Source organism: Photobacterium sp. WH77 (assembly GCF_022014395.1).
Classification (GTDB): domain Bacteria; phylum Pseudomonadota; class Gammaproteobacteria; order Enterobacterales; family Vibrionaceae; genus Photobacterium; species Photobacterium arenosum.
In genome coordinates, this window is record NZ_JAKLTE010000020.1 from 12626 (window position 1) to 31832 (window position 19207).

Consider the following 19207-nt stretch of genomic DNA (forward strand, 5'->3'; position numbering starts at 1 on the left):
AGATAAAATACGGCCCTTTAGTTAATTAGCGTATCAGGGGCGTCAATGTCTGCCTATTCAGACACATTTTGTCAGTTGGATGCCTTGCTCACTCAGGAACGAGCATACTGGCAGTTTATGCCTTTCGCCTGCCACGAATATCCCTGGCAGCACAGTATGCCTGCGCTGTCGGACTGGCTGGATTCTCTGTCCGATCAGGATGTGGCGAACTTATTGGAAGACACTGCTGCGCTCATTGGTGAATTAGCGGTTTTTCTCCCAGTTCTGCCTGAAATGCATCAACTTGCCAATATTCCTGTACTGCCTCCAGTCTCAGAGATTTCGCCGCGTCTGCCCCGAGGATTAGATGTCGGTATTCCGGGCCGGAAATGGCAGCAGGTGCTGGCATTCAATGCAGTACTGCCTTCGCACAAGCTTCCCTGGCTGGAATGGTGTGCCGGGAAAGGATATTTAGGGCGCGTGCTTGCAGCATGTCATAACACCCGGGTCACCAGCCTTGAATGGCAACGCAGTTTGACTGAAGACGGTCAGTCTGCAGCGAACCAGTTGGGGTTGCCAATGACCTTCGTTCAGGCGGATGCTTTTGCACCGGAAAGCGCCAGTGTGATACGACCAAGTCAGCATGCGGTGGCTTTACATGCCTGCGGCGATCTGCACGTCAGTTTGCTGGAGCGGGTGGCTGCAAAGCGCACAGCGGCAGTCAGTATCTCACCTTGCTGCTACCACCTGATCCGTCATGATGCGTATCAACCATTGTCGGCACCGGCAATAAAGAGTGAGCTGAGATTATCAAAGCACGATCTGAGAATGCCGTTGCAGGAAACCGTCACAGCCGGACAACGGGTGAAACAGCAGCGATTTGTCGAAGTCAGTTACCGTCTGGGCTTTAATGCTTTGCAGAAACATCTGACCCACAATGACGCTTATTTGCCTGTCCCCAACGTACAGAAAGCCCTTTTAAAGAATGGTTTTGCTGATTTTTGTCTGTGGGCCGCTCAGCAAAAAGGATTGCAACTGCCGGAGGACATTGATTATGCGCACTGGCAGCAAAAGGGAGAAGCCTGCTTTCGGAAGGTAGAGCGCATGGAACTGGTTCGTCAGGCTTTTCGCCGACCCCTTGAAATGTGGTTGGTTTTTGACAGGGCGCTGTTTATGGAAGATGCCGGATATCAGGTGTCTGTTGGCACATTCTGTGATAAACCCATCACACCAAGAAATATTCTTATTCACGCACAATTGGAGAAATAATGGAGACAAGCACGCTGATTTTCTGTGCGCTGGCTTTATCGGCTGGTTGTTTTGTTCAAAGTACCGTTGGCTTTGGCATGGCCATTGTGGCGGCGCCGATTGTGTATTTTTATGAACCACGTTTTGTTCCGGGTGTGGTGACATTTGTTGGTCTGATACTGGCGCTGATTAATATGTGGCAGTACCGGCGAATGATTTCATTTACCGGAATGAGCGCGGCGTTTGTGGGGCGTGTGCCTGGCACCATAGTTGCCGGCTGGATCTTGGTATACATCAGTGCTGAGCATCTGGCTCTGATACTGGGCGTAGGTGTGTTACTGGCGGTTCTGATCAGTTTATCTAAGGTTCGTTTCAAACCTACCCCGAAAGCCTTGTTTGTGGCTGGTTTTACGTCGGGCCTGATGGGGACGACAACCAGTATTGGTGGCCCACCTATGGCTTTAGTGCTGCAGCATGCGGAAGCCGGAAAATTAAGGGCAAATCTGGCTGTGTATTTTGTTTTCAGCTGTGTTTTATCGCTGGTTGTCCTTTCGGCAACGGGCCACTTCAGTCTGTGGCACCTGAAATACGCATTGATTGTGCTGCCCGCACCGATATTGACCACCTTGTTAGCATATAAGGTTCAGCATTTAATCAAAACCGAATGGGTCAGATATGCCTTGCTGGTGCTGTGTACTTTTGCCGGCATGGCGGCCATGTGGCAGGGACTCAGCCCTATGTGGACGTAACATTACAGAGGCCGCTGAGAGCAGCGGCCTCTGATGTTGGATGGGGTCGGTGTGGTTAGCTGGCTTTGGGGATGATGTTGAACAGATTAAATTGTCGCTGTTCCAGCTCATGGGCGGGCATGGGTTTGCCCAGATAGTATCCCTGACAATAGTCAAACTCGCATTGCTGGATATATTCCAGCTGTTCAAGCGTCTCAACACCTTCGGCGACCAGTTTCAGGTTCAGCTTGTCGCAGATTGCACAGGTCGCTTCCACAATGGCCCGGCTGCTTTGGTTATTGGCCTGCACGAAGCTCTGATCTAATTTCACCATAGTGATGGGCAGGTTCTGCAACTGAGAGAGTGACGAATAACCGGTACCAAAATCGTCAAGGTGAAGTTCAATGCCCAGTTCTGCCAAATCGACGAGACATTGCTTGGCGTCATCATACTCCTGCAACATGGCAGACTCAGTGAGCTCTAATGCCAGTTGGCTGGCGTTAATGTCGTAGTGTTCGAGTAATGTTCCGATATAAGTTGCGAGACTGGCATGGAGCTGGGCCCGGGACAGATTCACACTGACAGTAAAACGCTTACCATAGGTTTTATTCCAGTGTGAAAGCTGCATACAAGCTTGTTTCAGCGTCCATTTTCCTAGCGGCACTATCTGGCCGGTTTCTTCAGCAAGCGGAATAAATTCAGACGGTGCCACCTGGCCGAGATCTTCATCATACCAGCGAATTAAGGCTTCGAATCCACCTAACCGATTGTTTTTTAAATCGACTATGGGCTGGTAATACAGTTCAAAGGCTTCAGCATCCATGGCCAGCGTCAGGTGATGGCGCAATGTCATTTTACGGTATAAATCTTCAGCCATCTCAGGAGAGAAATGATGGCAGCGATTACGCCCCCTCAGTTTGGCGCGGTGCATTGCCATGTCGGCCTGAGTGATGAGGGTTTCAATTTTCTTTGCGTCATTGGGGAAGCTGGCCATCCCGATACTGCAGCCAATGGATAACTCACCTACCTCTTTCAGGTGAAAAGGCTTATTGAGATTGGTAATGAGTTTTCGCGCAAACTGGGCCGGATCTTCAACCTGGCGGTGGTCAATCTGGATGATGAATTCATCTCCGCCAAAACGGGCCAGTAAGCCATTGAATTTTACAATTTCGCTGAGTCGAATAGCGATAGCCCGCAACATCTTATCGCCGATGGCATGACCATAGGTGTCATTGATGAGCTTAAACCCGTCCACATCAAGAAACAGCAAGGTATAAGGCTGAGACGAATGCTGAGAGGCGTGGATAGCAGTAATCATGCCCCTGCGGTTCAGCAGGCCGGTCAGGTAGTCGTGTTCTGACTGGTATTTCGCTTGTTTTAACTGCTCTTTTTCCTGGCTGATATTGACCAGGCTGAGTAAGAGCTGTTGTTTGTCTGCCAGCCACTTGCCATCAATGCTAAACCAGTCGTAGTTTCGGCCTGTCCAGCACAGCTTTCTGTGGTTTACCACTTGTCCTTCGCTGGCATCATGCAACCATTTCTCTGCCAATTTGATGTCGCCGACAAAAGTTGCGAGGCTGTCCAGCTGTTCACCAAAAGCGTGAATGAAGGCGCGATTGGCACTCAGCAGCTGCCCTTCAGAAGAAAAAAGCAGGGCAAGATTTGAGCCATCAGAAAATGCCAGTTCTCGTCTCAAGCTGGCTTCCTCAGAAATAACATGAACCAGCATGGCGATTCTGCCATCTTCGCTCGGAATACCAGAAAAATGACACAATGCATTTTTCACTTTGCTCTTGGGGCTGTAGCTCCACCATAGCTTTAGCGACTCACCGCGTTTGAACATTTGTAAATAGTCATTCAGGGTTGCTTCTACCGCGTCGGACATATCCTGTCCCAGGTCCCGTGATCTAAGCTCGCTCAGGCTCTCTGCCTCCCAAAGGGGAAGTGCAGCAGAATTCGCCCAGATAATGGCTTTGTTTTCAATGTCGAAAACCCATACCGGGGATTGCAGATATTCAAAGGTCGTAAAGAATTGGCTCATACCAGATAAAGGAATGACTTTAAAGGGGCAATGCCTCAACGATAGCCTAAATTGCCTGTGGCATACATGCGACAGGGTGTAAAGCGTGATCTTGATTCAGGAAGTGCGTGTTGCGTAAATGTAAATTAATGATAAATAAGTACAAATAGTGAACTGGGAGTGGGTCTTTTGGCTCGGTAGTGCACTGTACAAGTGATGAGTTAACTTCTGAGAAAGGACTTAGCTAAACAGCTAAGCCCAGAGTTATTCTTACTCTACAAGTAAATGCACACTCACTTTTCATTATGAAACTCAGTGTGCATTTTTATGGTGTTTTACCCGACGGCAGGAATAAGTCCGGCCATCTGGAGGAACTGTGCTGTGATGATCAGCACACCTGCTCCGGTAGCCATTATGAGAGCAGGTTTGCCGCCGCTGACCTGGTACTCACCGATTGTCTGTCGTTGTCCTCGTTGAACATGCACCATGGCCACTGGCAGAAAGATAGCCAGAATGACGAGCGCAATCGCCGCATAACCCAGCGCCATAATAAAGCCTTGAGGATAAAACAGAGCAAAGCACAGCGGTGGTACGAAGGTAAACAGAGCCGTTTGTACTCTGCCGGATTTTGAATTTTCCTGATTTAAGGTATCAGACAGGAAGTCAAACAAGCCCAGGCTTACCCCGAGGAAAGAGGTCGCCAGCGCAAGGTCTGCAAAGACAGAGACGGAATTACTGACCATAGGGCTTTTTAGCAGCGTGCTCAGTGCGGCAATAAAGCTGCCCAGGCTGGAATTGGCGATCAGATCAGACTGGCTGAGAATGCCCTGGCTGGCGACTTGCCACAGCAGATAAATGACTAAAGGCACAGAGGCACCCACTATCATCACCTTGCGCAGCGCTTTCATGTCTATGCCCACATAGCGGACGATAGAAGGAATGCTGCCGTGGAAGCCAAATGAGGTAAACACCACTGGTAGTGCCGAGATGAGCAGACCTTTTTCGACTGGCATATCAACCAGGTGTTGCCCCTGAATATGCGGCAATAACAGGCTTAGCATAATAACCAGCGCAATAATTTTCAGCGTGAACAGGATACGGTTTACCAAATCTACCGAGTGTGTCCCGACCGATACCACAGTGGCAATCAGTAAAGTGAACAACACTGTGCCAGCCTGAGGCATGACATCAAGTCCAAACCAGCCGGATAACTTGTCATTTAACTGGGCACCGCCACCGGCAATATAAGCCGCGCACAATGCGTAAAACAGAAACATCATCGCAATGTTGGCGACAACTTGTCCTTTTGTACCCAGCAGCTCTTTCGCCAGCGAGTGGAGAGTGGCCGAAGGATCAGCATGTTGATGGACTTCCAGCATAAGCAGCGCTGTGTATACCATCAGCGCCCAGATACCGACCATTGTTAGTGTGGCGGTTGTAAAACCCAATCCGGCCGATGCCAGCGGCAGAGCCAGCATCCCTGCGCCAATGGTTGTTCCGGCAATAATTAAAGTACTGCCGAAGGTTTTGTTCATGCTCATCGAGTAAAAACTCCCTGTATTTTTATTGGTTTAATTAATGGGAGAGGGGGGCGGTAAGGCTGATTCTCTCCGAAGAAAAAATATAGCCACAATGGTGCACTGGGTTGGAAGGAATTGATATGTTCAGGTTTCTTTACAACACGCTCGACCACTGCGGCCGACGATAATAGAATTTCATGGCAAACTTACTCATAATATTTGTACAACAATTAGTGTTTTTGTCTGCAAATTACACTTATTGGCAGGCGTAATTTACTGCCGTCACTTTAAATGCAGAAAAATGACCTGTCAACTTTTGTTTATTTTTGTGTAAATGTAAGTTTACAACATGAGTGATTGTGCAGTGCGTGTAATGCATTGCACCGGAGGGGGTTTTCAATTATCAGTGCTTAAGATTCTCTCGTGGTTGACTAAGTGTTACAGTGAAGTGCCAACTGAATAAATAAGAGGAACAACATGTTGCAAGTTGTCATGATAAGTACCGGTGAAGAAGTCCTGCATGGAGATATCGTTGATACCAATGCTGCATGGCTGTCCCGTTTGTTTTTTCAGAACGGCTTCGCGCTGTCGCGACGCACTACGGTCGGCGATCAGCTTGAAAGTCTGGCATCGGAAATAGAACAGTGCAGCCTGACGGCTGATATCGTTATTGTAAATGGTGGTCTGGGACCGACCACCGATGATTTGACAGCCCAGGCTGCAGCCATTGCAGCAGGAGCCGGTTTAGAGCAGTCGGAATTCTGGGTTGAGCAAATGATCGAGAAGTATCGGACTCTGGGGCGGGACATGCCGCAGGCAAACCTGAAGCAGGCCATGTTGCCAGAGGGAGCAGACGTACTGGATAACCCGGTTGGTACCGCATGCGGCTTCATGATGAAGCTGAACCGTGCGCATTTGTTCTTCACCCCGGGTGTACCCAGCGAATTTAAAGTCATGGTAGAAGACGAGATTCTGCCCAGGCTGAAATCGTTGCACCCGGATGTCGCAAGTCTTGAGTGTCACCGGCTGTACAGTTTCGGATTATCAGAGTCAGGCATCAACGATACTTTGGCTTCCCTGTCCTTACCGCCGTTATTCCAGCTGGGTTACCGCTCTTACTTGCCTTTTATTGAAGTGAAGTTGTTTGCACCTAAAGATGATACTCAGGTCGCTGCTGTGTTAGCGCAAATTCAGACGCGTCTGGGTGAGAACATTGTCGGTGCTGGTGAAACCTTGCTGGATACCATAGGTACGCATTTCTCCAAAGCCCCTCTTACATTAACGGTGGCAGAGCAGTTTACCGGCGGTGATGTACTTAACTGGCTGCAGGATAATCCGACAACCCAGACCGCATTAAGTCAGGGATGGTTGCTGACAACTCAGGTCGATCCCTCTTTGAGCGACGCAGAACCTATGGGGGCCTCTTTAGCGATGGCCGCCGCCGCCCGGCAGCAAACTGGCTCTGATCTGGCACTGGTTTGTGGCCCGCTGTATGACAACAGTATTGCGATTGCCCTGTCTACACCAAATGGCGATTGGGCGCAGCACGTGCGTACCAGGCGACAGTATGCCAATAAGCCTCATCGTAAAATGGTTGCGACTTTGATGCTGGATATGTTGCGCCGGTGGCAAACGGGTCAGACTGTGATTGGCCAGTATGAATCGTTCGAGAGACTGAGCGAGTTGTTTTTACCGGCCGAGCCGAACTGATCTCAGGACGGGACACAAGAAACTAAAAAGCCAGCCTGGCAATCCAGACTGGCTTTTTTTGACAGAGGCATGAGCTGTGTTCAGCGCTGAGGTGGGTTACTCGTTAACCGCAGATTGAGAGAGCTGGACCTGATAATCAAACTCCAGACTCAAATCTGAGGTGGGTACTGACCGGCAGGCAAGTATTTCTCCCGGTGCGACAAAGGCCATCGCCTCGCGCTGATCCACCTGGCCTGCTATCAGTTTGCACCGGCAGGCCCCACACATTCCATTGCGGCACTGGTACTCAGGCTGTAAACCTGCACGTTCCAGTTGGACTAATAAGGGTTCATCGTTATTACCATAAACCTGCTGTCCGTTAACCGTAATGGTCAATCGGCTCATAGTTCAAAGTCACCCAGATCGTCAGCACTGACGTCGTTATCAATCTGACCAACCAGATAAGAACTGATTTCCGCTTCCTGTGGTGCAACTTGTACGTTGTCAGAGGACAGCCAGGCGTTAATCCATGGAATTGGGTTTTGAGTGGCGCCAGGGTAGGCGGGTTTCAGGCCAACTGCTGTCATACGCAGGTTGGTGATGTATTCAACGTACTGGCAAAGAATGTCTTTGTTCAGGCCGATCATAGACCCATCTTTGAACAGGTACTCCGCCCATTCTTTTTCCTGCTCAGCGGCATCTTTAAAGATGTCGAAGCTCTGCTGTTCACACTCACGGGCAATGTCAGCCATCTCAGGATCATCCTGACCGGTACGCATCAGGTTAAGGATATGCTGAGTGCCTGTCAGGTGCAGGGCTTCATCACGAGCGATCAGCTTGATGATTTTGGCGTTGCCTTCCATCAGCTCACGTTCAGCGAAGGCGAAAGAGCAGGCAAAGCTGACGTAGAAACGGATAGCTTCCAGCGCGTTGACCGACATCATGCACAGGTACAGTTTTTTCTTTAACTCGTGCAGGCTGACCACAACGGTTTCCCCGTTGACCACATGCTCGCCTTCACCCATACGGTGATAATCGCTGGTGTCCTGGATCAGTTCGTCGTAGTAACGGGAAATATCCGCCGCGCGTTTAATAATGTGCTCATTTTCAACGATATCGTTAAATACCACAGCAGGATCGTTAACGATATTGCGGATAATGTGCGTGTAGGAACGCGAATGGATAGTCTCTGAGAATGACCAGGTTTCAATCCAGGTTTCCAGTTCAGGAATAGAAACCAGTGGCAGCAGGGCAACGTTTGGGCTGCGTCCCTGAATGGAATCCAGCAGGGTTTGGTATTTCAGGTTACTGATGAAAATGTGGCGTTCATGCTCAGGCAGATTGTTGAAGTTAATGCGATCACTGGATACATCAACTTCTTCCGGACGCCAGAAGAAAGATAATTGTTTTTCAATCAGTTTTTCGAAAATCTCGAACTTTTGCTGGTCGTAACGTGCAACGTTAACCGGCTGACCAAAGAACATAGGTTCATGCAGCGGGTTGTTGTTAGTTTTACAGAAAGTACTGTATGCCATTGTGTCCTCAGCATCAAAGGGGAGCCGAAGCTCCCATTTGTTTTTGTTAGTTATTAAATCTTGCAGCTGGTGCAGTCGTCTGCAGCGACATCGCCCTGCGCATCAGAAGCACCATCGCGGGTGTTGTGATAATACAGAGTTTTAACGCCGAGTTTATACGCTGTCAGCAGGTCCTTGAGCAAGAGTTTCATTGGCACTTTGCCACCTGGCTGAATGCTCGGGTCGTAGTTGGTATTAGCGGAAATCGCCTGATCGACGAACTTCTGCATGATACCGACCAGTTGCAGGTAGCCATCATTGCTGCCAATGTTCCAAAGCAACTCATAGTTGTCTTTGTACTTATTGTATTCAGGAACCACCTGCTTCAGGATGCCATCTTTAGACGCTTTGATGGAGACGAAACCACGAGGCGGCTCAATACCATTTGTCGCGTTAGAAATCTGAGAGGATGTCTCAGACGGCATAAGAGCAGACAGCGTTGAGTTACGCAGGCCGTGAGTCATGATTTCCTGACGCAGCGCATCCCAGTCATAACGCAGTTCCTGACCACAGATTTTGTCCAAATCTTTCTTATAGGTATCAATAGGCAGGATACCTTTCGAATAGGTGGTTTCATTGAACGCCGGGCAAGCGCCGCGCTCTTTGGCCAGGCCAACAGAAGCTTTCAGCAGGTAGTACTGAATGGCCTCAAACGCCTGGTGAGTCAGGTTGTTCGCACTGCCGTCTGAATAACGCACACCGTGTTTTGCCAGATAGTAAGCAAAATTGATCACACCAACACCCAGAGTACGACGGTTCATGGTCGCACGACGAGCTGCAGGCAGCGGATAATCCTGGTAGTCCAGCAGGGCATCCAAAGCGCGGACAGTCAGCTCAGCCATTTCCTCCAGCTCATCCAGGTTCTCGATAGCACCCAGGTTGAATGCAGACAGAGTACACAGCGCGATTTCACCGTTTTCATCTTCTACGTTGCTCAGCGGTTTGGTTGGCAGCGCGATTTCCAGGCACAGGTTAGACTGGCGAATTGGCGCAACAGCCGGGTCAAACGGGCTGTGAGTATTACAGTGGTCAACGTTCTGGATATAAATACGACCAGTAGACGCACGCTCTTGCATCAGCAGAGAGAACAGATCGATGGCTTTTACTGTTTGCTTTTTGATGCTGTTGTCTTGCTCATACTTCACATACAGGCGTTCAAACTCTTCCTGATCGGCAAAGAATGCATCATATAACCCAGGTACATCCGACGGTGAGAACAGAGAAATGGTCTCGCCTTTGATCAGACGGGTATACATCAGTTTGTTGATTTGAACACCGTAATCCATGTGGCGGACACGGTTTTCTTCAACACCACGGTTGTTTTTCAGTACCAGCAGAGATTCAACTTCGCGGTGCCAGATTGGGTAGAACAGTGTGGCAGCGCCACCACGAACGCCGCCCTGAGAACAGCATTTTACCGCAGTCTGGAAATACTTGTAGAACGGAATACAGCCGGTATGGAAAGCTTCGCCGCCACGGATTTCAGAGCCCAGGGCACGAATACGACCTGCGTTGATACCGATGCCCGCACGCTGGGAAACGTAGCGAACAATCGCGCTGGCGGTTGCATTGATAGAATCCAGGCTGTCATCACATTCAATCAGTACACATGAGCTGAACTGACGGGTTGGCGTGCGCACACCAGACATAATAGGTGTAGGCAGGGAAACCTTAAACAGGGACACAGCATCATAAAAGCGCTTGATGTAGTCCAGACGCGTATCTTTCGGATACTTACTGAACAAACACGCTGCAATCATAATGTACAGAAACTGGGCACTTTCGTAGATTTCACCGCTGACACGATTCTGGACAAGGTACTTACCTTCTAATTGCTTCACTGCAGCATACGAGAAGTTCATGTCGCGCCAGTGATCGATATAGTCATCCATCACTGCCATTTCTTCGGCAGAATAATCTTCGAGCAGATGCTTGTCGTACTTACCCTTGTCGACCATTTTACTGACATGGTCGAGCAGTGTAGGTGGCTCGAACTGACCATACGCTTTTTTACGCAGATGGAAGATAGCAAGGCGGGCAGCCAGATACTGGTAATCTGGCGACTCTTCCGAAATCAAGTCAGCAGCTGCTTTAATGATGGTCTCATGAATATCTTCTGTTTTGATACCATCGTAGAACTGGATATGAGATTTCAGCTCAACCTGCGACACTGACACATTTTCCAGACCTTCAGCGGCCCAGGTAATGACACGGTGGATCTTGTCCAGATCGATGCGTTCTTTGCGTCCATCACGCTTGGTTACAGTTAGCTGTTGATTCATTTTTAATCGTTTTCCCAGTTTTCCCTGATCTATAGTGCTTTTTTGCAATTTTATTAAAAAAGTAAAAGAAGATTGTGATCTTCGTTACACTTAAAATGATAGACCAAAACACTATATGTTGGGGTGTTAAGCCATGTGGCAAACAAGATAGTGGTGAGGATACGAATTTGCAAGCTGGTATTTTTTGACCGCTTGTGGATAACATGGGGATGTAAAACGGATAGTTAGTGCGTACTCACCTATTTCATCAGACTTGCCAGTGTCATAGGAAAATGCAAACAAAAAGCACCTGTTTTTTCCGCCGGAAAAATTTTTTTTCCCTTGATTTTTCCTGATTTTCCGCTCTATTTTTGCGTGCAGCATGATTGGTTAAAAAAGGCGCTTTCGTTACGATTATGTTGTTCCAGTATGGGGATGAGTGCGGCGGGTTCAGGCAGGATCGCCTGAGCTTGCCACAGGTCGGGATGATGCTCATCACCTATGTATCCCCATCCTGCGACAGCACCTGGCATGCGTGCGGCTCGCGCGGCAATCATGTCCTTTTCAATGTCACCGACATACAGGCAACTTTCAGGTGGGATGTTAAGGAGCTGGCAGGCATGCCAGAGCGGATCGGGGTGTGGCTTGGCTTTGTCTAATGTGTCGCCACAAACGACAACTTCTGCTTCGGACAAAACAGGGAAGTAGGGAAGCAGGCGCTGAGTGAGAAACTCAGGTTTATTTGTCATTATTCCCCATGGTACTTTATTTTTATTCAAATAGGATAAAAGTGTATCAATTCCACTATACATTGATGTTTTTAAACAAATTTCATCATGGTAGTAATCAAGGAACTGTTGTCTGAGGTGCGTGGGGTTCAGATGCGCGGGTATTGTGCCAAATCCCGCTTTTATCAAGCCATTGGCACCGTAACTGGTATTCGCCTGGATTTGCGCTGCGGTCAGTGGCTGAACATCATAATCTGCAAGCACTCTGTTAGCCGCTCTTGCCATATCCGGAGCGGTATCAAGCAAGGTGCCGTCCAGGTCAAAAAGTACAGCGTCAATCCGATACCCCAACATAGGCCGTGTCCTTATCTCAAAGGCTGATAAAACGTGTGCAATGAATGTGCTTAAAGCATATCAGCAAAAAGGCGAAGTCGTAGGATTATGGGCATAATCCGGGTATTGGATCAAACGAGGCAGAAAGGTGAGGTCAGCCAGACCAGAATGACCAGCCTGGCTGCGGTGAGACAGGTTACTTATTCTGGTTTCACTGTGTGCAGGATATAATTCACGTCCACGTTACGGCCCAGCTTGTAGGTGTCAGTAAGTGGATTGTAGTGCAAACCGGTAATATGGCGGTCTTCGAGCGCAGTCAGATCAACCATCGCCATCAATTCTGACGGACGAATAAACTTTTTGTGATCATGCGTACCTTTTGGGACCAGTTTCATGACCTGCTCGGCTCCGACAATCGCAAATAAATAGGATTTCATGTTCCGGTTCAGGGTTGAAAAGAACACATGGCCGCCAGGCTTCACCAATCTGGCACAGGATGCAATCACAGAGGCGGGATCCGGCACATGTTCCAGCATTTCCATACAAGTGACGACGTCGTACAGTCCGGGGTGCTGTTCAGCATGTTCTTCAACCGTCTGCTGGATGTAGTCCAGCTTAGTGCCGGTTTCCAAAGCATGCAGACGAGCCACAGTTAATGGCTCTTTACCCATGTCTAGGCCCGTAACATCCGCGCCTTCTCTGGCCATACTTTCGGCCAGAATGCCGCCGCCGCAGCCCACATCGAGGATTTTTTTGCCAAACAGTCCGCCGGCATGGTCGATCACATAGTTTAAGCGCAGTGGGTTAATCTGGTGCAGAGGCTTAAACTCGCCTTCCAGATCCCACCAGCGTGATGCCATTTCTTCAAATTTACTGATTTCTGCCGGATCGACATTTAACTGCTTGGTCATTATTGCTCGCCATTTCCATTGATGTCAGAGCGGGCATTATAGCGAAAGACGGCTGACATGAAATGCTTGTTTGCCTAACCTAGCTCTGTCGCAAGAAAATACAGTGATGCTGGTGCATCTTTGGCCTGTCGCTGTTTTTCTGTATTAAAAACCTTCACTTGATGTCGGAGGATGGCCCAAGGATTGCACAGAAGGACAAGAGTTTATTTTCAATTCGCAAAATTACTCACAAGAAAGGCACTGAAAGGTGTGCCTATTAAGTGGGAAATATGCTATATTCCCGCACCTTGCACGTATAAAAATACGACAGAATCTACCTGAGGGATAGTGGCTCCATGAGCGATCTTGCAAAAGAGATCACGCCGGTAAACATTGAAGAGGAGCTGAAAGGCTCATACCTCGACTACGCGATGTCAGTCATCGTGGGTCGTGCTCTTCCTGATGTGCGTGATGGCCTGAAGCCGGTACATCGCCGCGTACTATTCGCGATGAACGTACTCGGTAATGACTGGAATAAACCATACAAAAAATCTGCCCGTGTTGTGGGCGACGTGATCGGTAAATATCACCCTCATGGTGATAGTGCGGTATACGACACCATTGTTCGTATGGCACAACCTTTCTCCCTTCGTTATATGCTGGTTGACGGCCAGGGTAACTTCGGTTCCATTGATGGCGACTCAGCCGCAGCAATGCGTTATACCGAAGTGCGGATGAGCAAAATTGCTCACGAACTGCTGGCCGACCTGGATAAAGAAACTGTCGACTTTGTTGACAACTACGATGGCACAGAGCGTATTCCTGCTGTGTTGCCAACCAAAATTCCTAACCTGCTGGTTAACGGTGCGTCCGGTATTGCCGTAGGTATGGCGACCAATATTCCACCGCATAATTTGGGTGAGGTGATTGACGGCTGTCTGGCATTTATGGACAACGATCAAATTACCATCGACCAGCTGATGGAATATATACCTGGCCCCGATTTCCCGACAGCGGCGATGATCAGTGGTCGTAAAGGTATTATTGACGCTTATAAAACGGGGCGCGGTAAAGTTTACATGCGCTCTAAAGCCGATATTGAATCAGACAAAAATGGTAAAGAAACCATCGTTGTCACAGAGATTCCCTATCAGGTCAACAAAGCGCGTCTGATTGAAAAAATCGCTGAACTGGTCAAAGAGAAAAAAGTTGAGGGCATCAGTGCACTGCGTGATGAGTCTGATAAAGACGGTATGCGCATTGTTATTGAGTGTCGTCGTGACGCTGTGGCTGAGGTGGTACTGAATAACCTGTATGCACAGACTCAGCTGCAGACTACGTTCGGTATCAACATGGTGGCGCTGGATAAAAATGGCCAGCCTAAGCTTTTCAATCTGAAAGAGATGCTGGAAAGCTTTGTTAACCACCGCCGTGAAGTTGTGACACGTCGTACCATCTTTGAACTGCGTAAAGCGCGTGAGCGTGCACATATTCTGGAAGGTCTGGCGATTGCACTGGTCAATATTGATGAAATCATCGATCTGATCCGTCAGGCGGCGACGCCGCAAATTGCCCGTGAAGGCCTGTTGGCCCGTCCATGGCAATTGGGTGACGTAGCAGCCATGCTGGAACGTGCCGGTGTGGATGCGGCTCGCCCTGAGTGGCTGGCTGCTGAGCTGGGTGTTCGTGATGGTATGTACTACCTGACGGAACAACAGGCACAGGCAATTCTGGATCTGCGTTTGCACAAGCTGACCGGTCTGGAACACGAGAAGATTCTCGACGAGTACAAAGGTCTGTTGACTCAGATCGAAGAGCTGATGCTGATCCTGAGCAGTGCTGAGCGCTTGATGGAAGTGATTCGTGGTGAACTTGAGCTTGCCCGAGAGCAGTTCAATGATGTTCGCCGTACCGAAATCACAGCGGCCAGCCACGATATCGATCTGGAAGATCTGATCACTCAGGAAGACGTGGTGGTGACTTTGTCTCACCATGGCTATGTGAAATATCAGCTGCTGGCTGATTACGAAGCACAGCGTCGCGGTGGTAAAGGCCGAGCAGCAACGCGTATGAAGGATGAAGACTTCATTGAGCGTCTGCTGGTTGCCAATACCCACGATACTATCCTGTGCTTCTCAAGCCGCGGCCGGATGTACTGGCTGAAGGTTTATCAGTTGCCGCAGGCTAGCCGGACAGCACGTGGCAAGCCGATTGTGAATATTCTGCCGCTGGAAGAGAATGAGCGTATTACCGCGATTCTGCCGGTGAAAGAATATGAAGAAGATAAGTTTATCTTCATGGCAACGGCCGACGGTACGGTTAAGAAAACACCGCTGACTGATTTCAGCCGTCCTCGCAGCGCCGGTATTATTGCCGTGAACCTGCGTGAAGGTGACTCACTGATTGGTGTGAATATCACAGACAGCAGCAATGACATTATGTTGTTCTCTGCCGCCGGTAAAGTGGTGCGCTTCTCTGAAGAACAAGTGCGTGGCATGGGCCGTACGGCGGCAGGTGTCCGCGGTATCAAGCTGGCCAATGACGACAAAGTGGTGTCGCTCATCGTACCTGGCAATGAAGGCGATGTGCTGACTGTGACTGAAAACGGTTACGGTAAGCGTACCAGCCTGGAAGAGTACCCAGCGAAGAGCCGTGCAACTCAGGGTGTTGTTTCCATCAAAGTCTCCGAGCGTAATGGCTCTGTGGTCGGTGCAGTTCAGGTACAGGAGGGTGATGAATTCATGATGATCACCAATGCCGGTACTCTGGTGCGTACCCGTGTCGCAGAAGTCAGCCGCGTAGGTCGAAATACTCAGGGGGTTACCCTTATCCGTACAGCAGAAGATGAACAAGTTGTTGGTCTTCAGCGTATTGAGGAACCTGAGGATGACGAGTTGCTGCAAGTTGACGGCGAAGAGGTTGTGGCGGAAGTGACAACGGATACCGATGCGGTATTGCCTGAAGAAGGCGATGAAGCCAAAGACAGCAGCGAAGACTGATTGTTAGCTTAACCTTAAAAACGCAGCTCAAGAGCTGCGTTTTTTTATAACATTTTTTTAGCAAAATGCCTCTCTTGTTTGTTTCGCTGGCGTTTATCGGTATTTTTTATTGTTTACTCAACAAAAAAGGTTTTCAGCAACGAATGAAAGGTGTAAAAAAATAAAACACAGATCCGGTTATTCATGATGTTGATAACAGGGTCACCACATTTTCGCAAAGCAGGAGCATGTTTCTCATCATGGATAAGGTTTATAACTTTTGTGCAGGTCCAGCAATGATGCCAGCAGAAGTGTTGGTAAAAGCCCAACAGGAATTGGTGAACTGGAATGGTCTGGGAACCTCGGTCATGGAGATCAGCCACCGAAGTAAAGACTTTATCGCTGTAGCAGAACAGTCTGAGCGCGATTTACGTGACCTGCTGACTATTCCTGACAACTATCATGTTCTTTTCTGCCACGGTGGTGCACGGGCACAATTTGCTGCCGTGCCGATGAACCTGCTGGGCGATGCCACCACGGCGGATTACATTGATGGCGGTTACTGGGCACAGAGTGCTGTTGACGAAGCCCAGAAATATTGCCAGCCGAATGTTATCGATATCACTTGCGAGCGTGATGGCAAAAAAGCGGTTCTGCCGGCGAGTGACTGGGCGCTGACTGAACAGGCGGCCTATGTGCATTTCTGCCCGAATGAGACTATCGACGGTATTGAGATCCGTGACTTGCCGCAGACGGACAAGCCGATTGTTGCCGATATGTCTTCTACCATTTTGTCGCGCAAAATCGATGTGTCACTGTACGGGGTGATCTACGCCGGGGCGCAGAAAAATATCGGCCCTGCTGGCCTGACAATCGTGATTGTTCGTGATGATTTACTGGGTCTGGCCAAAGACATCCTGCCAAGCATACTGGATTACAAAGTGCTGGCAGAGAAAGAATCTATGTTTAATACACCACCCACCTTTGCTTGGTATCTGGCTGGTGAAGTGTTCAAGTGGCTGAAAGCCATCGGTGGCGTAGAAGTGATGCAGGCGCGCAATGAAGCGAAAGCGAAATTGCTTTATGATTTTATTGATCAGTCTGATTTTTATCGCAATGAGGTGCATCAGGCTAACCGTTCATTGATGAATGTTCCTTTCCAGCTGAAAAATGCGGAACTGGATAAAGCCTTCTTGCAACAGGCGGATGCCGCGGGTTTGAAAGCTTTGGCTGGCCACCGTGTGGTTGGCGGTATGCGGGCCTCTATTTATAACGCGATGCCGATTGAAGGCGTGCAGGCGCTGGTCGACTTCATGGCGGTATTCGAACGCGACAATGCCTGAGTAAAGAACCTCTGCCGTCAAGCCGCCTGATAAGGCGGCTTGTTTGTTTATACCTGGCGATTGCCGCTGAAGGTCAGGTGAGCGCCGTGGAAGTGGACTTTGAACAGTCTTCTTCTCAGATCGCAACGGATCGGTTCAGTATTGAAGGGACAGCGCAGTATGTTAATGGCTCGCTGTCTGTGAATGGCGTTGAATTGCTGATGAGCTCAATGGTTCACCTGGATGACGGTCTGACGAAAGCCTCCTCGGACGGGCAGTGGGTTGAGCTGGAATGTTATTTTGATGGCTCGGCCGGCAGCCAGTGTCGTCTGGATGACTAGCGGGATTCAGGCAGTGTAAATGACCCTGTCACAAGGTTTCGCAAGCAGGGTTTATCCCCTGTCTGGCGCGGGATGGCGCGTTTTGAGCCCTGGGATGACTAGCATCACTTCGAAATATTGGTTACTCTGCGGAAACGCAAATACAACAGGATAGAAAAATCACCCAATGGAGAGTTTAACTTTACAGCCAATTCAGCGTATTGACGGGGAAGTGAACCTGCCAGGTTCCAAAAGTGTGTCTAACCGGGCGCTCTTGCTGGCAGCACTGGCGAACGGCACTACGCGTCTGACGAATCTGCTCGACAGTGACGATATCCGTCACATGCTCAATGCTCTCACCAAGCTGGGCGTTTCGTATCAGCTTTCAGAGGATAAAACCGTCTGTGAAGTACAGGGACTGGGTCAGGCATTTCATGCCAAACAGCCGATCGAGCTGTTTCTGGGCAACGCGGGTACGGCTATGCGTCCGTTAGCTGCGGCCTTGAGTTTAGGTTCGGGTGAGTATGTGCTGACCGGAGAGCCGCGGATGAAAGAGCGCCCGATTGGCCATTTGGTCGACGCACTGCGCAGTGCCGGTGCGGATATTACTTACCTCGAAAATGAAGGTTTCCCGCCGCTGAACATTAAGGGAGCCGACCTCAAAGGCGGTGAAGTAGAGATTGATGGCTCAATTTCCAGCCAGTTTCTGACTGCATTTCTGATGACCGCACCTCTGGCGTCAGAAGAGACAGTGATCCGTATCAAAGGTGAGCTGGTTTCTAAACCCTACATTGATATTACCCTGCACATCATGGCGCAATTTGGGGTACAGGTCGAGAACGACAACTATCAGCGCTTTATCGTAAAAGGTGGCCAGCAGTACCAGGCACCGGGTGATTTTATGGTAGAAGGAGATGCTTCTTCCGCTTCATATTTTCTTGCTGCCGCAGCCATTAAAGGCGGTACTGTGAAAGTTACCGGAATTGGTAAATCCAGTATCCAGGGCGATACCCAGTTTGCTGAAGCACTGGCGGCTATGGGTGCTGAGATAGAGTGGGGTGATAACTATGTCATCGCCCGTCGCGGCACGCTTCATGGTGTGGATATGGATTTTAACCATATCCCGGATGCGGCCATGACCATTGCCACAACGGCATTGTTTGCAGAAGGGACGACGGCTATCCGTAATGTCTATAACTGGCGTGTAAAGGAAACGGATCGTTTATCCGCCATGGCAACTGAGCTGCGTAAAGTGGGCGCGACAGTCGAGGAAGGCGAAGATTACATTATCATCACACCTCCGGCGCAGTTGCAGCATGCTGCCATCGACACTTACGACGATCACCGCATGGCGATGTGTTTTTCGTTAGTTGCGCTGAGCGAAGACACACCGGTGACGATTAATGATCCCAAGTGTACCTCAAAAACGTTCCCGGATTACTTTGAGAAACTGGCCGCATTAAGCCATTGATCCACTTCCTCAGATTTGTCCCTGTCACCCAGCTTAAGGCTGGGTGATTTTTTTCCCGACTGGAAGTGCCTCAAGGGCAAATTTACCGTATAATACGGCCCGCGTTGAAACAGCAAGTTTGCTGAAGGTTTAACAAATTCGGAGAA

The 19207-nt window shown here is 49.3% G+C and carries 14 protein-coding genes; 7 read left to right on the forward strand and 7 right to left on the reverse strand.

Going from position 1 to position 19207, the window contains the following annotated elements; translation table 11 throughout:
* Positions 1 to 45 precede the first annotated feature (45 nt).
* Both L6J37_RS17125 and L6J37_RS17130 read left to right on the forward strand, forming a co-directional pair.
* The gene (locus L6J37_RS17125) at positions 46 to 1248 is read left to right on the forward strand and encodes a methyltransferase (protein WP_237796035.1); all 1203 of its coding nucleotides are present in this window, start codon (positions 46 to 48) and stop codon (positions 1246 to 1248) included.
* Entirely contained in the window at positions 1248 to 1976 is a 729-nt protein-coding gene (locus L6J37_RS17130) for a sulfite exporter TauE/SafE family protein (protein WP_237796037.1), read from the forward strand. The genes L6J37_RS17125 and L6J37_RS17130 overlap by 1 nt, the downstream gene beginning before the upstream one ends.
* 55 nt (positions 1977 to 2031) lie before the next feature.
* Here the strand turns inward: L6J37_RS17130 and L6J37_RS17135 are convergent, their stop codons facing one another.
* Together L6J37_RS17135 and tyrP are read right to left on the reverse strand one after the other, a co-directional pair.
* Positions 2032 to 3996, reverse strand: a complete 1965-nt coding sequence (locus L6J37_RS17135) for a putative bifunctional diguanylate cyclase/phosphodiesterase (protein WP_218383103.1) — start codon at positions 3994 to 3996, stop codon at positions 2032 to 2034.
* A gap of 314 nt (positions 3997 to 4310) precedes the next feature.
* On the reverse strand, positions 4311 to 5516 hold the full coding sequence (tyrP, locus tag L6J37_RS17140) for a tyrosine transporter TyrP (protein ID WP_237796039.1): 1206 nt from the start codon (positions 5514 to 5516) through the stop codon (positions 4311 to 4313).
* A gap of 456 nt (positions 5517 to 5972) precedes the next feature.
* Between tyrP and L6J37_RS17145 the strand changes: the two genes are divergently transcribed.
* The gene (locus tag L6J37_RS17145; protein WP_218383106.1) at positions 5973 to 7205 is read left to right on the forward strand and encodes a CinA family nicotinamide mononucleotide deamidase-related protein; all 1233 of its coding nucleotides are present in this window, start codon (positions 5973 to 5975) and stop codon (positions 7203 to 7205) included.
* 96 nt (positions 7206 to 7301) lie between these two features.
* Here L6J37_RS17145 and L6J37_RS17150 read toward each other — a convergent pair whose 3' ends face one another.
* The 5 genes from L6J37_RS17150 to ubiG all read right to left on the reverse strand — a co-directional run bounded on the left by L6J37_RS17150 (position 7302) and on the right by ubiG (position 12991).
* Positions 7302 to 7589, reverse strand: coding sequence for a 2Fe-2S iron-sulfur cluster-binding protein (locus L6J37_RS17150; RefSeq protein ID WP_192015313.1), 288 nt, complete (start codon positions 7587 to 7589; stop codon positions 7302 to 7304).
* The gene (gene nrdB, locus L6J37_RS17155; protein ID WP_027253377.1) at positions 7586 to 8719 is read right to left on the reverse strand and encodes a class Ia ribonucleoside-diphosphate reductase subunit beta; all 1134 of its coding nucleotides are present in this window, start codon (positions 8717 to 8719) and stop codon (positions 7586 to 7588) included. The genes L6J37_RS17150 and nrdB overlap by 4 nt, the downstream gene beginning before the upstream one ends.
* Positions 8720 to 8772: 53 nt before the next feature.
* A complete protein-coding gene (nrdA, locus tag L6J37_RS17160; RefSeq protein ID WP_192015314.1) occupies positions 8773 to 11040 on the reverse strand; it encodes a class 1a ribonucleoside-diphosphate reductase subunit alpha in 2268 nt (755 codons plus the stop codon).
* Between the two features lie 344 nt (positions 11041 to 11384).
* Entirely contained in the window at positions 11385 to 12101 is a 717-nt protein-coding gene (locus L6J37_RS17165; RefSeq protein ID WP_225445107.1) for an HAD family hydrolase, read from the reverse strand.
* 179 nt (positions 12102 to 12280) lie between these two features.
* Complete coding sequence (gene ubiG / locus L6J37_RS17170) at positions 12281 to 12991, reverse strand: bifunctional 2-polyprenyl-6-hydroxyphenol methylase/3-demethylubiquinol 3-O-methyltransferase UbiG (protein WP_192015315.1); 711 nt, start codon at positions 12989 to 12991, stop codon at positions 12281 to 12283.
* 335 nt (positions 12992 to 13326) lie between these two features.
* Between ubiG and gyrA the strand changes: the two genes are divergently transcribed.
* From gyrA to aroA, 4 genes are all read left to right on the forward strand, one after another.
* On the forward strand, positions 13327 to 15969 hold the full coding sequence (gene gyrA / locus L6J37_RS17175; RefSeq protein WP_218383110.1) for a DNA topoisomerase (ATP-hydrolyzing) subunit A: 2643 nt from the start codon (positions 13327 to 13329) through the stop codon (positions 15967 to 15969).
* Positions 15970 to 16208: 239 nt separating this feature from the next.
* Positions 16209 to 17291, forward strand: coding sequence for a 3-phosphoserine/phosphohydroxythreonine transaminase (gene serC, locus L6J37_RS17180; protein WP_218383114.1), 1083 nt, complete (start codon positions 16209 to 16211; stop codon positions 17289 to 17291).
* Between the two features lie 86 nt (positions 17292 to 17377).
* Complete coding sequence (locus tag L6J37_RS17185) at positions 17378 to 17611, forward strand: hypothetical protein (protein WP_218383116.1); 234 nt, start codon at positions 17378 to 17380, stop codon at positions 17609 to 17611.
* Between the two features lie 166 nt (positions 17612 to 17777).
* The gene (gene aroA, locus L6J37_RS17190; RefSeq protein ID WP_218383118.1) at positions 17778 to 19061 is read left to right on the forward strand and encodes a 3-phosphoshikimate 1-carboxyvinyltransferase; all 1284 of its coding nucleotides are present in this window, start codon (positions 17778 to 17780) and stop codon (positions 19059 to 19061) included.
* The last annotated feature ends 146 nt before the right edge of the window (positions 19062 to 19207 follow it).

What these genes read in the sequence shown, in the direction of transcription:
- L6J37_RS17165 (WP_225445107.1), bottom strand. Translation starts at nt 12,101, where the DNA reads ATGTTGGGGTATCGGATTGACGCTGTACTTTTTGACCTGGACGGCACC.
- tyrP (WP_237796039.1), bottom strand. Translation starts at nt 5,516, where the DNA reads ATGAGCATGAACAAAACCTTCGGCAGTACTTTAATTATTGCCGGAACA.
- nrdA (WP_192015314.1), bottom strand. Translation starts at nt 11,040, where the DNA reads ATGAATCAACAGCTAACTGTAACCAAGCGTGATGGACGCAAAGAACGC.
- L6J37_RS17125 (WP_237796035.1), top strand. Translation starts at nt 46, where the DNA reads ATGTCTGCCTATTCAGACACATTTTGTCAGTTGGATGCCTTGCTCACT.
- L6J37_RS17150 (WP_192015313.1), bottom strand. Translation starts at nt 7,589, where the DNA reads ATGAGCCGATTGACCATTACGGTTAACGGACAGCAGGTTTATGGTAAT.
- L6J37_RS17145 (WP_218383106.1), top strand. Translation starts at nt 5,973, where the DNA reads ATGTTGCAAGTTGTCATGATAAGTACCGGTGAAGAAGTCCTGCATGGA.
- aroA (WP_218383118.1), top strand. Translation starts at nt 17,778, where the DNA reads ATGGAGAGTTTAACTTTACAGCCAATTCAGCGTATTGACGGGGAAGTG.
- serC (WP_218383114.1), top strand. Translation starts at nt 16,209, where the DNA reads ATGGATAAGGTTTATAACTTTTGTGCAGGTCCAGCAATGATGCCAGCA.
- L6J37_RS17130 (WP_237796037.1), top strand. Translation starts at nt 1,248, where the DNA reads ATGGAGACAAGCACGCTGATTTTCTGTGCGCTGGCTTTATCGGCTGGT.
- nrdB (WP_027253377.1), bottom strand. Translation starts at nt 8,719, where the DNA reads ATGGCATACAGTACTTTCTGTAAAACTAACAACAACCCGCTGCATGAA.
- gyrA (WP_218383110.1), top strand. Translation starts at nt 13,327, where the DNA reads ATGAGCGATCTTGCAAAAGAGATCACGCCGGTAAACATTGAAGAGGAG.
- ubiG (WP_192015315.1), bottom strand. Translation starts at nt 12,991, where the DNA reads ATGACCAAGCAGTTAAATGTCGATCCGGCAGAAATCAGTAAATTTGAA.
- L6J37_RS17135 (WP_218383103.1), bottom strand. Translation starts at nt 3,996, where the DNA reads ATGAGCCAATTCTTTACGACCTTTGAATATCTGCAATCCCCGGTATGG.